This window comes from Mesorhizobium sp. WSM4813 (genome assembly GCF_055811555.1).
In genome coordinates, this window is the sequence record NZ_JBVVQU010000094.1 from 1 (window position 1) to 14,146 (window position 14,146).

The following is a 14,146-nucleotide window of genomic DNA, read 5'->3' on the forward strand; positions in this document are numbered from 1 at the left end:
ACACCGAGCGCACCTGATCGGGCTAGCGGTGCATACGCCGGACGTCCAGGACAGGGATTGGGCAGTCTGCGTCATCGGAGCTTTCCGGTGGGCAGAAGCAGCGGATCTGCATCGCCCGCGCGCTGGCGGCCAAGCCGAAACTGGAGGCCATCGGTCATCACTGGACGAAAGACCCGTCATCCTTCAAAATCGATCCGCGTCACCTCATTCCGGGACCAAACATCTAGGACGTGTGGACAAACAGGATTGAACGAAGCCGCTGACGCGGCATTAGGCGGTCAGTTTGCTGTTGAAGCTTCTGTTTTGAAGGATGCTGCTGTTGAAGCTGACTTATTGTGAAGATAATCCTCGTTGGCAACAGCTGCAAGCTCGCGTCAGCTGAATTGTCATGGCGATGACGTCTATCAGGCGCGCATGCGCATCGACGTGGGATCATAGAAGGGCTTGATACTGGCTCGTGCCGGCACGGCGCGCCCGTTGACTTGAATCGCAAAATCACCGTTTGCGACAAACGCCTCGTCGACAGGTTCGTCCGCCACAACGTAACCCATGCCGATCGCTCCGCCCAAATGGTGAGCGTAATTGGCCGAAGTCAGGTGTCCAACCGCCTTACCGTTCCGGAGAATCGGCTCATTGTGGAACAAGAGCGGTTCGGGATCCTTCAACAGGAAGCAAATCAACCTTTTGCCGCGGATGCCCGCCTGTTTCTGCGCCACAACGGCATCTCTGCCAATGAACTGAACCGACTTGTTGGGCTTCGCGGTGAACGCTAGGCCAGCCTCAATGAGATTGTCCTCATAGACGATGTCATCACCCCAGTGGCGGAACCCTTTCTCCAGGCGCAGAGCATCGACTGCGTGCATGCCAATCGGACGTATTGCGAATTCCTTGCCAGCTTCCAACAGCCCGATCAGGAAGGTGAGCGCATCGGCAGTGGGGATGTAAATCTCCCAACCCAATTCCCCAACGTAGGAGATCCGTTGTGCCCAAAGGTGAACGCCTGCAGCGTTCATCCAACGGCCGGTACCGAAAGCGAAGCCGTCTGCTGACAGGTCCTCGTCCGTCAGCTTCTGGAATACCGCGCGAGCGTTCGGCCCTTGCAGGGCGATAACCCCAAATTCGTGCGTGATGTCCGAAATGTCGAAATTCTCGCCTTGCTCTACATGCCGTAGTAGCCACCACCAGTCTTTCACATGGCTGCCGCAAGGCGTAGCAATCATGAACTCGTTGTCGCTGAACTTCGAGACGGTCAAGTCCGCCTCGATACCGCCGCGTTCGTTCAACCATTGAGTATAAACGAGTTTGCCTGCCGGAACGGCAATATCCGCGCAGCAGATCCGCTGAAGAAAGGCTTCGGCGTCAGGACCGGTCACCTTGAATTTGGCAAGTGACGTGAGGTCGTAGAATCCGACATTCTCACGGACACACTTGTGCTCTTCCGCGGAATACGGGAACCAGTTCTGCCTTTGGTAGCTATACTCATATTCACGCTTCGCCCGCTCGGGCGCATACCAGTTTGGTCGCTCCCAGCCAGCGACTTCGCCATGAACGGCCCCGAGTCCGACCAACCAGTCATAGAACGGCGACTTGCGAATGCCGCGGCTCGAACGGTACTGATAGTACGGCCAATGCATCGCATAGGAGCGTTCGAGCGCCTCGGCGACACGGTTCTCAAGATAGGTTTCGTCGCCCTGGAAGGGCATGACCCGACGGCAATCGCTCTCCCACACGTCCATCGGGGGGTGACCAAGATCGATCCAATCGGCCATAACCTTGCCGATCCCGCCCGCTCCACCGATGCCGCGACTATTGAAACCGCAGGCAACAAAGAAATTTCTCAAAGGCGGCGCTTCGCCCATCAAGTGCTGGTTGTCGGTCGTGAAGCTTTCCGGTCCGTTGAAGAAGGTGGAGATGCCGACCTGCTCGAGCGCGGGATAGCGCAGCATCGCTCTTGCGAGATACTTCTCGAAATGGTCGAATTCGTAGGGCAGCTCACCGAAGCTGAAGTCCGCAGGTACTTTGGACATCGGAAGCGGGTTGGCATTGTCTTCGAAGAAGCCGATGAGGAGTTTTCCCGCGTCCTCCTTGAAGTACACGCCATGATCTAGGTCGCGCATGATGGGGAGGTTCGACGACAAGCTAGGTATCGCTTCGGTAACAACATAATAGTGCTCGCAAGCGAAAAGCGGAAGCACAACGCCGACCTGCTTCGCCAAATCCCGGGACCACATGCCGCCGGTCAGTACCACCTTCTTCGCGCGAATCGTCCCTTCATTGGTCGCCACCCCGGTGACCTTGTCGCCGTCGGTCAGGATTTTCGTAACGGTGACGCCTTCGCGCACGGTCACGCCGTTCATCCTGGCACCCTTCGCCAGCGCCATGGTGACGTCAATCGGGTTCGTTTGCCCGTCTTTCGGCAAGTGCAGACCGCCGACAATATCCCTGGTGTCGATCCCGGGATAAAGTTCGCCGAGCGTCCGCGGGCCGACGACTTCAACCTCCACACCGAAGACGCGCGCCATTTCGGCAGTGCGCGTCAGCTCTTCAAGCCGTGCATTCGTCTGAGCAAGCGATATCGAGCCATTGCGTTTGTAGCCTGTCGCCTGCCCGGTTTCCGCTTCAAGCTCCTGATAAAGGCGGTGCGAATAGGCACCGAGTTGGGTCATGTTTTTGGTCGGCCAGAGCGTGCCGACCAGGCCAGCGGCATGCCACGTCGTTCCGCAAGTGAGACGATCGCGCTCCAGCAGCAAAACATCGGACACGCCGCGCTTCGCAAGATGATAGGCAATTGAAGCACCCCCGATACCGCCACCAATGATGACGACCTGGGCCTCGGTTGGCAGGTTTGACATGAAACGTCCTTCGTGAACTTTAGAAATGTTGTTTGTTCTTCGTCTTTTGCGACGCGCCTGAAGCACATTGGAAGCGGTCATCAGAGCGGCTGCCAAAAGGACGAGCAGCGTGGAAACGGCCGTCATCGTCGGGCTTATTTTGTTCACGCAAACCGCTCCACATCTGGCGAGGGCAGCGTCCGCTGCTCCTAACGGACATGAAGACGGGCACGACAACCTCGTCGAACGAGGTAACGAACGCAAAGATGGCCCCTGCGGCCACCCCTGGAGCAATCGCCGAGCGGACCGTAGTCGACCTTCTCCAGCCAACCCTCCGCGCAACCCGTGGAGGGCATGGCCGGTTTCGACGTTCATGACATGCCACGTCACGTTGCCGGTCTCCGCCATGCCCAGGAGCTTCGCGATTTCGCCACTCCATTCCTCTTCGAGGACCGTTGAACGCCATAAACCTTGCTGAATGGATCCGCCTTGCGCTGGCTTTCCTGAGCGGCGCCGCAGTAACACGTAATAGAATCGTGTCTCCATCCATCGCCTGCGGAACAATTACCATGCTTGCTACGAACCCCACGGCGGCGGCGCAGGTCTTTGCTTCTTTGACGCACAGGATCGGCAACTTGCTCCACCCCGTTCCATGTTCTTATCAGCTACGATAATTGCAAAGTTCCGTGGGGAAGAAAAGCAAAAATTGTCGATGGTCGACCATCTTCGCAGGCACCCAGTGAGCTTGCTTTTCGCTATCGACACAAGTCCGCATGACAGCTAGCTTTCCGGCATTGATGGTATGGTCGACAATTTTGGAACGAACACAAGATGCGCGGTCTCAACGTGGAGAAGGTTGTGAAGGTCCCGGCCGAGATTAAGGCAGCCGAGATCCTTCGAAACGCGATCGTGGACGGTAGAGTTGCGCCGGGTAGCCGAATAACGGAAGGGGAACTGTCCGAGCAAATGCAATTGTCCCGTGCCACTATCCGGGGCGCGCTCCACCAGTTGGCAAGCGAGGGTCTTACGACACTAAAGCGATACGCAGGATGGTCTGTTGTGCAGCTTTCTCCGAGCGATGTATGGGAACTCTATACCGTTAGATCGACGATGGAGCGACTCGGCGCACGGCTTGTCGCTCAAGCGATAAACCCGCAATCGGCATCGGCAATAAGCAAGGCACTTTCGAACCTCGAAAAGCAGTGCGAAGTGGGGGCATGGAACAAAATTGCCGCCGCAGATTTCCGATTTCACAAGAATATCGTCAAACTTGCTGGCAATGGCAGACTGATAGCCCAGTATGCCATCCTCGAGCCACAAGTACGGATGTACATCCGATCACTTGATTCGCTTCTTTTTGAAACAAAAACGATAGTTCAACAGCATCAGAAAATAGCTGGTGCCATTATTGCTGGGGATACCTCTCTGGCAGGAGATTTGGCTGAGGCACACAATCTGATTGACGGAGAAATGCTAGCACGACATCTTGCCTCCAAAGAGCTGAAGCTTGTGCGCGCCAATCCTTAGCAGGAAGGATGTGTTGCACCCGTTTTGATTTCCGGCGCTATGGCAAGACCCTTCGACATTTTCGGAGAATTAGATGTTCAAGGACCGCCAGTTCGACCAGTCAGTGATCCTGCTTTGCGTGCCTGATACCTGCCTACAATCTCAGCCTGCGTGATCTTGAGGAAATGGCCGAGCGGGGGGTCGCGCCGACCACACGACCATTCACCGCCGGACTATTCGTTTCTCACCAAGCGCTGAGTTGCCCGATTCAGTGCTGATGCCTCTGATCCGTCTGGCGGCATGATCGGACCGGGTACAGGCATACCTGTCTATCTCGCTTGCGGTGTCGCCGACAGGCGTAGGGGCATCGATGGTTTGGCTGCCATCGTCGAGGAATGTTAAACCGACTGGAGGCGCGGTTTTTCCCTTCCGCAGCCGGCGCGATGACCGCATCAAGTTGCTCTACTTCGACGCGCAGGGGTTCCGTCTGGGCTTAAAGATTCTTCAGAAGGGGCGTTTCAGCGGCCATTCCTAGCCGCGCGACCGCAGCGGGATTGTGTTCGACAATCGATCCTTGATCTGGTATCTACCGGCACCCATGGATACGACCTCAAACTACATGATCAAAAAAGTCCACAAACGCAGCACTGAAGCCCAAGCGGCCGATAGACTGCGAGAGGCGATTATCTCGGGCGATATCCCGCTTGGGGCAAGGCTGACTGAACTGTTGGCGTCTGAACAAGTCGGGGTTTCCCGAGGCACGATAAGGACGGCATTCCATCAGCTTGTGCAAGAAGGTCTCCTTGTCCAGGTTCCTTACACAGGTTGGACTGTGATGACCCTCAGCGCGAACGATGCATGGGAGCTCTATACCCTTCGAGCAAGCCTCGAATCTCTTGCAAGTCGGTTAGTTGCTCGTCGACTGAAGAGTGACGTTCGGTCGGAGGAAATTGCTAACACACTCGCATCCACTTTCACACGCCTGAAGGTCGCCTGCGACAAAGGTAATAAGTCACGTATCGCGCAAGAGGATATGCATCTCCATCGCACTATCGTATCTTTATCAGGCCATGGACGATTGATAGACCAGTATTCGCGTATCGAGCACCAAGTTCGAGTTTACATTCGATCCAGCGACGCTCTAGTCCCAGAGGCTGCGGATATCATTGCGCAACATGAGCCAATCATTGACAGTCTATTGCGTGGTGACGAGGAGGCGGCCGTCAGGTCGGCTGCAGCGCACAACGAGCGAGAAGGCGCTATCTTGGTCCACCACTTGGAATTGATTCAGCGAGCTGAACGCGGGGTTGTATAGCAGAGCAAGCGCGAGTGAATGAATGCGCTCCGTCATCAAAAGTGTTAACACATTTAAACAAGTATATTTTAGATTCTTAGGCGGGGTGGACGAATTGATTCAGGTATTGGTTCAGGAATCCCGAAGCAATTTCAATGTCATTATGGGATGCCCCGCCCTCTCTGGAGCGATTTGTTTAGGATTGCTCTGTTTTGAAACGAGAGAGCAGTGGACAAATGTCGATATTTATTCTCGGAATTGTTCTTGGCAAGAACGTGTGCAGCCTCGTCGGGCTGGACGAGGGTGGCGCAGTTGTTCTGCGCCGTCGCACTTCGTCGTGATGGTGACCTGAGACCCTGAACTTCCTCCAGATTTGGGTAGAGTCCGTGGAACAGTGCTGCGATACCATTCTCTGGACCGCCGGAAGGTAGAGTTTCCCGGCTTTTGCTGCGATACCATTCTGCTGCGATACCATTCTCTGGACCGCCGGAAGGTAGAGTTTCCCGGCTTTCTCACGATGGCGGGCTGGCGGCGCCATCGGGATTAAGCAACGAGATCGGGGCCTTGTGCCCGATCGCCCCATGCGGGCGCACCTCGTTGTAGTATCTGCGCCAATCCTCCAACTTTTCGGCGGCGTCGGCAAGGGTCAGGAACCAGTGGGCGTTCAGGCACTCCGCCCTGAAGCGGCCGTTGAAGGCTTCGATGTAGGCGTTGTCGGTGGGCTTTCCCGGCCTGCTGAAGTCGAGCGTCACGCCTTTCGCGTAGGCCCATAGGTCGAGGTCGCGGGAGACGAACTCGGAGCCTTGGTCTACGCGGATCGTCTTCGGATAGCCGATCTTCGGACAGACCTGTTCCAGTGCCCTGACCACATCCTCGGCGCGATAGCTGAACCGCGGGTCGAGCACAGGCACATAGCGAGAGAACGTGTCGACGACCGTCAGCACACGGATCTTCTTGCCCGTCGCGAGCTGATCGTGGACGAAGTCCATCGCCCAGACGTCGTTCGGGCCGACGGCTTCCTCCCGGCCTTCCCGCAGCTTCGCCTTCACACGCCGCTTCGGCGTCTTGTTCCTGAGCTGCAGGCCCAAGTCCCTATAAATTCGGTAGGTTCGCTTCATGTTGATGTCCCAGCCCTCGCGCGTGAGCATTACGTGCACGCGCCGGTATCCGTAGCGGACCCGTGTGGCGCAGATGTCCTTGATCCGAGCTTCGATGCCGGCCTGATCGCGGCGGCGGGACTTGTAGTGATAGGTCGACGTGTCGAACTCCAGAACCCGGCATGCCCGCCGGATCGACACGTTCCACTCATCACAAGTCTCCGCCACCAGCTCGCGTTTGCGACCAGGCCTCACAGTTTTCGGCGAATGACGTCCTGCAGCATCTCCTTGTCCAAGGACAGATCGGCCACCAGCTTCCTGAGCTTGCCGTTCTCGTCCTCAAGCTGCTTCAGCCGCTTCATCTCGGTCGGCAGCAGTCCGTCGTATTTCTTCTTCCAGTTGAAGTACGTCGCCTGGCTGATCCCCGCCCGACGACAAATCTCCGCGACGGGGATTCCGTCCGCCCCCTGCTTCAGAATGAACGCCTTCTGCGCGTCCGAGAACTTTGATGCCTTCATCGTCTTCCGCTCCTCCCAGCCGGGATGTTACCGCGGAAAACTCCACTTTCGAACGATCCAGTTTTCAGGGATCAGAGCAATCAGAGCACCGGCGCCTCTACCGGGAGGAAAACCTGTTAGTGCGATATCTTGCCATGGTTCTCTCTTCGAATACCCAGCAAGACTGGTCAATTCCTCAATCCGATCTGTCCACCCTCAGGGGCGCACTCCAATCCAGGTCCCGATTCAAGTCTGATTGACACTCCAGGCCGAGCCGGTCCGGCGAGCGCCCGGGAAAAACTTCGCCACGGCATCCACGTAGGATCGCTGCGTGGCCGGCGACAAATTGCGGATCGTCATGTCCTCGATCATGCGCCGGCGCAGAGGGCTCATCTCGGCATCTCGTTACTCCTGTCTCAAGATTGCGCTTCAACAGCCGCAATCCTTCAAAACAGAAGCTTCACCCGCAAACCGACCCGCCAAATGCCGCGTCAGCGGCTTCGTTCAATCCCGTTTATGGGTATGTGACCTAGACCGCTCGTCGTACCGGATAACATGCTGAGGACCATTACTGATGCCGCATCCATTCGACGGTTCGACGCCGTTTTTCGAGCTGACCAGAACCTGACGATGGCCGAATTAGTAGCCCCGAACCCGGTCAACAGCGGCAGGAACGACGCCGGTCTGACGATAGTTTTGGATATTTGATGCAACAATACGCGCCGCGCTTTCACAATCCGTAGGACCAGAAATATGGGGCAGCACGGTGATATGGGGATGAAGCCATAAGGGCGAGTGGCAATCTAGGGGCTCTTGGTCGAAGACATCAAGGACAGCGTGAGAGAGATGGCCGATGTCAAGTAGCTGAACCAGCGCATCGGTGTCGATGATTGGACCGCGTGCAAAGTTTACGATGCTCGCCCCAGCTTTCATCGAAGAAAGCTGCTTTGCATTTAGAAGCCCCTTGGTCTCTGGCGTCAGCGGCAAGAGACAGATCACGATGTCAGCTTGGGTCAACAAGCGATCAAGGCCCTCGTTCCCGACGTAAATTTCAAAAAAGCTTCCCGGCTTCGGTGTGCGGCTCCACCCAGCAACGCAAAACCCGACCTGCTGAAGAGTTCTTGCCGCACACGTTCCGAGCTCACCCGTTCCAAGGAACCCTATCATTAACTTGGATGGATGCCGATATGGACGCTCCTGCCACAAGGATTGGCGTTGTTGGCGGGCATACTGCGGCATGTCGCGCTGAAGATAGAGAGTCCACGCTAACACTGCTTCGGCCATCGTCCGAGACAATTCTGGATCGACTAATCTTACAACTGGCGGCCCTCCTGGTGGAAGTTCCGCCATGAGCCTTTCGACACCTGCCCACACACTGTGAATCCATCGAAGACCTGTCATTTCAACAAGCTCAGCTGGATCGGGATTGACTACAATAGCAATCTCCGCAAGCCTCCTTTGGTCGTCACTCAGTTCTCGAAAGGGAATGACGTCTTCGCCGGGCAGCAATGAGCTCAAGAGGTTTGTCCAAGTATTCTCCTCCTCCACACTGAGGCGGGAGACGAAAGCGATCGGCGGGCGAACATGTTGATCTTTCATTTCTTTGGATATCCTGGCAATTGTCGAATGTCAGTTCCGAGGTGAGTTAAGACGCAAGCCGAAGGCAATCCGTCCGACGAAAGTGCCCATCCTCATGCCTCCAGCCCAACGTCTGCTAAAAGCCTATGGTAGATTCACCCGGCACCAGCACCGCCTCGCGACGCTGGGTATTGGCTCCGCCATTTGAAGCCTAACTCTTGGATACGGCCCCTACCACGATAGCTATGAATCAGGTGGAGCAACCAATCTCTATACCTAACCTTTGAGGATCAATTGTCAAACAATTTCGTCGTTTTGTTGCAACGACAACGGCTAAATGGGGCGAAGAGTGGTACCCAAAATTGTGGGGTCTGCTCCGCCAGGGATGAGGGGAACCTCGTGTTTTGCTTGCGCATCACGAACCATTTCGATGCCGATCCGGATCATCGCGGCGAATGATGGTGATTGAAGCCGAGCGTCGACCGGATGCGGCGCTTGATGCGCCGATGGTCCTGTTCGATCCGGGTGTTCGGGTATCTTGCGGATCCGGATTGGCTTCAGCCGACGCCGGGAAGCCTGGGCCGCGCTTCAGGGCTCTTTGATAGCCTCAGAGACGAATGTGCGCTATAAGGTCATAGCGATGATCTATAAGCGCCAAGTGGCGAACGCACGACCGAGCCCCGTGCAGAGACTTCATTACTAATCGGTTCATCGCCGCGGCTTGAACTGGACGCCCCCGCGAACAGCGCCTGAACTGTCGTAAGCTTTGCAGCAGAGCCATATGAAATCGTCCTTGCACATTATTCCACCAGTGTTGTACTCCCATGCCATTCGGCAGCGAACGCGGATAATACTAATTCCACATCTTCGTCAGATATCCCCGCGTGTGTGAGCAGCCGTATTCTGGATTCACTATACGGTCGACAGGTTATGTTTCGCATGGCCAAGCGACGACACCACTCGGACGCTGACACATTAGACGCCGAGATATCCGCGAACAAGATATTCGTAGCTATCGAGCCGGGATCACATATCCCACTATTGATAGCATGAAGGCCGTCGGCCAAGCGGCGCGCTCGCCGGTGGTCGTCGATAAGCCTTTCGACCATGGTATCAAGTGCCACGATACCAGCGGCAGCCAGGATGCCCGCTTGGCGCATGGTACCCCCCAGCATCGTTCTAACATGTCGGGCCCGTTCAATGACGGTTTGGGAGCCACACAACACAGATCCCACCGGGGCGCCCAATCCTTTAGATAGGCAAAACATTACCGTATCCGCATGGCGTGCGATTTCAGAAACCTCGACTGAAAGTGCAACAGCAGCATTGAATACCCTCGCGCCGTCCATGTGCACGGCGGAGCCAATTCCCACGGCCACCTCGCGCACGGCTTCCAAATAGTCCAACGGCAGCACGGCTCCGCCGGCAGCGTTATGCGTGGTCTCCACACAGATCAGCGCGGGCCGCAGTTTTCCAGCATAACCCCCGGTGCCATCAAGCTCTGCCCTTAATAACTCAACACAAATGACGCCACGTTCGCTTGGCAGCACGCGATGTGGAATTCCGGCTACTGAAGCACTTCCGCCGAGTTCGCTTCGATAGATGTGAGTGCCGGATTCCACGATAATTTCGTCACCTCTGCCCGTCTGAGCTAAAATCGCACACAGATTCCCCATCGTCCCTGTGGGCACAAAAAGGGCAGCTTCTTTCCCAAGCATGGCCGCTGCCTTACGTTCGAGAGCGTTTACAGATGGATCGTCACCATAGCCATCGTCTCCAACTTCGGCTTTGGCCATGGCTTCGCGCATGGCATCGGTCGGGCGGGTTACGGTGTCGCTTCTAAGATCAATCATATAATCCTCAATTCAACTCGATCATAACTGTCGACGTACCAAATTCTTTTAAGGGTCACAAGCGCGGATCTAAATAACCGAACATACGAATACGCGGTAGATTGGCTTGTTCACCACGCAACGATCTTCGAGATGAACGTCGAAAGCTACGGGCATGTCACGTTAATCTGATGAGACGGCTATCACTCCTGCGGTCGTTTTCTCGGGCACGATCCGAATATCGCCATCCCCCGCGCCCCGGTGAAGTTCAGTTTCCCGCGCTCTCCATGCGGCGTCCCTTGATAGCGCTTTCCAACCAGCCAACCTCCATCTCGGGAACCGAGGAGAGCAGCAGGTCGGTATACGCGTCGAATGGTGGTGTTAGCACCTGCGTCTTCGAGCCGTCGCGGACCACCTCTCCCCGATACATGACCGCGATGGAATCGGCGATCGCCTTCACGGTCGCGAGATCGTGGGTGATGAACAGATAGGCCACATCTTCGAACTTCTGCAGGCGGAGCAACAGCTTGAGGATGCCGTCGGCGACCAGAGGGTCGAGCGCGCTGGTCACCTCGTCGCAGATGATGAGTTTCGGCTTGGCCGCCAGGGCGCGGGCGATGCAGACCCGCTGCTTCTGCCCACCGGAAAGCTCCGCTGGATACCGGTCGATGAATCCCTTGCCCATTTCGATCTCGTCGAGAAGCTCGGCAACGCGCTTGTCGCGATCGCGTCCGCGCATGCCAAAATAGAACTCAAGCGGCCGGCCAATGATGGTGCCCACCGTCTGGCGCGGATTCATCGCCACGTCCGCCATCTGATAAATCATCTGCAGTTCTCGAAGATCATCCCTGGATCGGTCTGCGAGCCTGGGTGCGAGCATGCGGCCAGCGAAGGTGATGCTGCCGGCGATCGGCGGCAGCAGCCCCGTGATGACGCGGGCCAGGGTGGATTTTCCGGAGCCCGACTCGCCGACGACAGCGAGCGTTTGGCCGGCATGGACGTCAACGGAGACGTCCTGCAGAACCCTCACGGCATCGCCGCCATAAGCGGCTGTGACGTTCCTCACTGACAACAGAGGCTTCGCCGTCGGTTCCTTCTCCTCATGCTCGATCGAACGCACCGATACCAGCGCCTTGGTGTAGCCCATGCGCGGCGCCTCGATGATCTGCCGTGTTTCGCCGTGCTCCACCATCTTACCGTCCCGCAGCACAATGATCTCGTCCGAGACCTGGGCCACCACCGCGAGATCGTGGGTGATGTAGAGTGCCGCGACGCCAGTGTCGCGGATAGCATCCTTTATGGCTGCCAGCACGTCGATTTGCGTCGTCACGTCGAGTGCCGTGGTCGGCTCGTCAAATACAATCAGATCGGGCTCTGAGCACAGTGCCATCGCAGTCATCACGCGCTGCAATTGACCGCCAGAGACTTGATGCGGATAGCGGCAGCCGATTTTTTGGGGATCGGGCAAGCGGAGTTTCTTGAACAGTGCCACCGCGCGCTTTTCTGCCTCGGCCTTGGTCGCAAGGCCGTGTAGAAGCGCTGCTTCCACGACCTGATCCATGAGCCGATGCGCGGGATTGAAAGCGGCAGCAGCCGACTGCGCGACATAGCAGACCTCGCTGCCGCGCACCCTGCGCAAACCCTGGACGCCGCCTTTCAGGATGTCGCGGCCGTTGAGCAGGACCTCGCCGCCAGTGATGCGGACACCACCCCGGCCATAGCCCATTGAAGAAAGGCCGATGGTCGATTTGCCGGCGCCGGATTCGCCGATCAGTCCCAGCACCTTGCCGCGCTTCAGGGCCAGCGACACGCCGTCCACGATGGTGACGTCGCGAGGCTTCTCGTCCGGCGAATAGACCGTTGCCTCTACCTTGAGGTTGCGGATTTCGAGCAGAACGCCGCTTTCGCGACGTGGTTTCGCCTGCACCTTAGCCATCAGTCGCGCCCTCCCTTGAAGCTGGTGGTGCGGGTAAGCACCCAGTCGGCCACAAGATTGACGGAGATCGCCAGCGCCGCGATCGCGGCGGCCGGGATAAGGGCGGCAGGAATTCCGAATACAATGCCGTCCTTGTTCTCCATCACCATGCCGCCCCAATCCGCCTTCGGCGGTTGCACGCCAAGCCCGAGGTACGAGAGCGCCGACAGGAACAGCACGGAAAAAATGAAGCGCAGGCCGAGTTCCGCCACTAGCGGCGACAGTGCGTTGGGCAGGATCTCGTGGAAGATGATCCAGCCGAGACCCTCCCCGCGCAACTTGGCCGCTTCGACGAAGTCCATCGCGTTGATGTCCGCAGCAACTGCGCGTGAGAGGCGGTAGACGCGTGTCGAACTTAAAATCCCCATCACGAGAATGAGCGTCACGTTGTTCGAGGGCAGCACTGACAGCACGACGAGGCCGAATATCAACGTTGGTATCGCCATCAAGAGATCGACGATGCGCGACATCAGCATGTCGACCAGGCCGCCGAGGACGGCCGCTGTAAAGCCGAGGATGGCGCCGAGAGAGAACGACAAGGCGGTGGCCATGCCGGCGATAAAGATCGTGATGCGGGCGCCGTAGAGCATGCGCGAGAGCAGGTCTCGCCCGAGGTTGTCAGTCCCCAGCAAGTGGGTCGACGACATCGACTCCCATACGTCTCCCACGATTTCGCCATTGCCGTGTGGTGCGATCCATGGTGCAAAAAGCGCACAGATCACGAACAGTCCGGTCAGGATTAGGCCGATCCAAGCCCCGAGAGGGATGCGCTTAAAATTGATCATCCTTCCTCCTACTTCGGATGCCGCAGGCGTGGGTTGGCAAGGATCGCGGCGACGTCGGCGACGATGTTGAGTCCGATGTAGACGGCAGCAAAGATGAGACCGACCGCTTGAACCACCGGCACGTCGCGTTTGACGACGTGGTCGACCAGATATTGCCCCATGCCTGGATAGACGAAGATCACCTCGATCACGACAACGCCGACCACCAGATAGGCCATATTGAGCATCACGACGTTGATGATGGGCGCGATAGCGTTCGGGAAGGCGTGCTTACGGATCAGATCTAAGGCGGAAAGGCCCTTGAGCTCGGCCGTCTCGATGTAGGCCGACTGCATCACGTTCAGGATCGCCGCACGCGTCATGCGCATCATGTGCGCCAGGACGACAAGCACCAAAGCGATTACCGGCAGCACGATTGCTCTCAGCTTCTCGAGGAAGGGCATTCCCTCATAGACGGTCGAGATCGACGGGAACCACTGCAGCTTCACGGCAAGGAACAAGATAAGCAGATAGCCGATAAAGAATTCAGGCAGTGACATGGAAGCTAGCGCAAAGCCCGAGATCGCCTTGTCGATCGGGCCGTTGCGGTATCGCACTGCCAGCAGCCCGAGGATGATTGCGAGGGGAATCGACACGACGGCGGCGCAGAAGGCGAGGGACAGCGTGTTCCACAGCCGCGGCATCAGCGTCGCCGCGATCTCCTGTCGCGTGGTGAGCGCGCTACCCAGATCGCCGGTCAAAACCCCGCCAA

10 protein-coding genes and 3 pseudogenes are annotated in these 14,146 nt (G+C 57.2%); 4 read left to right on the forward strand and 9 right to left on the reverse strand.

The window, feature by feature from the left end; all coding sequences use genetic code 11:
- Positions 1 to 32: 32 nt before the first annotated feature.
- Positions 33 to 143: pseudogene (locus tag AC0L25_RS30930) on the forward strand (ATP-binding cassette domain-containing protein); the annotation flags it as partial.
- A gap of 261 nt (positions 144 to 404) precedes the next feature.
- Here the strand turns inward: AC0L25_RS30930 and AC0L25_RS30935 are convergent.
- Complete coding sequence (locus AC0L25_RS30935) at positions 405 to 2,852, reverse strand: GcvT family protein (RefSeq protein ID WP_473598950.1); 2,448 nt, start codon at positions 2,850 to 2,852, stop codon at positions 405 to 407.
- Between the two features lie 810 nt (positions 2,853 to 3,662).
- On the opposite strand from AC0L25_RS30935, the gene AC0L25_RS30940 reads away from it, so the two are divergent.
- The 3 genes from AC0L25_RS30940 (at position 3,663) to AC0L25_RS30950 (ending at position 5,652) form a co-directional block, all read left to right on the forward strand.
- Positions 3,663 to 4,358 (forward strand): GntR family transcriptional regulator, encoded by a 696-nt coding sequence (locus AC0L25_RS30940; RefSeq protein WP_473598941.1) that lies wholly within the window; start codon positions 3,663 to 3,665, stop codon positions 4,356 to 4,358.
- A gap of 349 nt (positions 4,359 to 4,707) precedes the next feature.
- Positions 4,708 to 4,872, forward strand: a complete 165-nt coding sequence (tnpB, locus tag AC0L25_RS30945) for an IS66 family insertion sequence element accessory protein TnpB (protein WP_473598942.1) — start codon at positions 4,708 to 4,710, stop codon at positions 4,870 to 4,872.
- Positions 4,873 to 4,956: 84 nt separating this feature from the next.
- Positions 4,957 to 5,652 (forward strand): GntR family transcriptional regulator, encoded by a 696-nt coding sequence (locus AC0L25_RS30950; RefSeq protein ID WP_473598943.1) that lies wholly within the window; start codon positions 4,957 to 4,959, stop codon positions 5,650 to 5,652.
- 491 nt (positions 5,653 to 6,143) lie between these two features.
- Here AC0L25_RS30950 and AC0L25_RS30955 read toward each other — a convergent pair.
- The 8 genes and pseudogenes from AC0L25_RS30955 to AC0L25_RS30990 all read right to left on the reverse strand — a co-directional run.
- Positions 6,144 to 7,246 (reverse strand): IS3 family transposase gene (locus tag AC0L25_RS30955; protein WP_473598944.1). Its coding sequence is split into 2 segments (ribosomal slippage): positions 6,144 to 6,985 and positions 6,985 to 7,246, totalling 1,104 coding nucleotides; the frame shifts between segments, so codons are not numbered across the junction.
- Positions 7,247 to 7,487: 241 nt separating this feature from the next.
- Positions 7,488 to 7,618 (reverse strand): annotated as a pseudogene (locus AC0L25_RS30960) (tyrosine-type recombinase/integrase); the annotation flags it as partial.
- A gap of 246 nt (positions 7,619 to 7,864) precedes the next feature.
- Entirely contained in the window at positions 7,865 to 8,824 is a 960-nt protein-coding gene (locus tag AC0L25_RS30965; RefSeq protein ID WP_473598945.1) for a 2-hydroxyacid dehydrogenase, read from the reverse strand.
- A gap of 350 nt (positions 8,825 to 9,174) precedes the next feature.
- Positions 9,175 to 9,373: pseudogene (locus tag AC0L25_RS30970) on the reverse strand (DDE-type integrase/transposase/recombinase); the annotation flags it as partial.
- A 230-nt stretch (positions 9,374 to 9,603) separates the two neighbouring features.
- Complete coding sequence (locus AC0L25_RS30975; RefSeq protein WP_473598946.1) at positions 9,604 to 10,656, reverse strand: GntG family PLP-dependent aldolase; 1,053 nt, start codon at positions 10,654 to 10,656, stop codon at positions 9,604 to 9,606.
- Between the two features lie 247 nt (positions 10,657 to 10,903).
- On the reverse strand, positions 10,904 to 12,571 hold the full coding sequence (locus AC0L25_RS30980) for an ABC transporter ATP-binding protein (RefSeq protein WP_473598947.1): 1,668 nt from the start codon (positions 12,569 to 12,571) through the stop codon (positions 10,904 to 10,906).
- Positions 12,571 to 13,395, reverse strand: coding sequence for an ABC transporter permease (locus AC0L25_RS30985; protein ID WP_473598948.1), 825 nt, complete (start codon positions 13,393 to 13,395; stop codon positions 12,571 to 12,573). Before AC0L25_RS30985 ends, AC0L25_RS30980 begins: the two co-directional genes overlap by 1 nt.
- An 8-nt stretch (positions 13,396 to 13,403) precedes the next feature.
- Positions 13,404 to 14,146 (reverse strand): ABC transporter permease (locus AC0L25_RS30990; protein WP_473598949.1); only part of this gene is annotated, 743 nt, incomplete at its 5' end.

Excerpts from the sequence above, each read along its gene's own strand:
- tnpB (WP_473598942.1), top strand. The coding sequence starts at position 4,708 with ATGGTTTGGCTGCCATCGTCGAGGAATGTTAAACCGACTGGAGGCGCG.
- AC0L25_RS30985 (WP_473598948.1), bottom strand. The coding sequence starts at position 13,395 with ATGATCAATTTTAAGCGCATCCCTCTCGGGGCTTGGATCGGCCTAATC.
- AC0L25_RS30980 (WP_473598947.1), bottom strand. The coding sequence starts at position 12,571 with ATGGCTAAGGTGCAGGCGAAACCACGTCGCGAAAGCGGCGTTCTGCTC.
- AC0L25_RS30965 (WP_473598945.1), bottom strand. The coding sequence starts at position 8,824 with ATGAAAGATCAACATGTTCGCCCGCCGATCGCTTTCGTCTCCCGCCTC.
- AC0L25_RS30975 (WP_473598946.1), bottom strand. The coding sequence starts at position 10,656 with ATGATTGATCTTAGAAGCGACACCGTAACCCGCCCGACCGATGCCATG.
- AC0L25_RS30935 (WP_473598950.1), bottom strand. The coding sequence starts at position 2,852 with ATGTCAAACCTGCCAACCGAGGCCCAGGTCGTCATCATTGGTGGCGGT.
- AC0L25_RS30950 (WP_473598943.1), top strand. The coding sequence starts at position 4,957 with ATGATCAAAAAAGTCCACAAACGCAGCACTGAAGCCCAAGCGGCCGAT.
- AC0L25_RS30940 (WP_473598941.1), top strand. The coding sequence starts at position 3,663 with ATGCGCGGTCTCAACGTGGAGAAGGTTGTGAAGGTCCCGGCCGAGATT.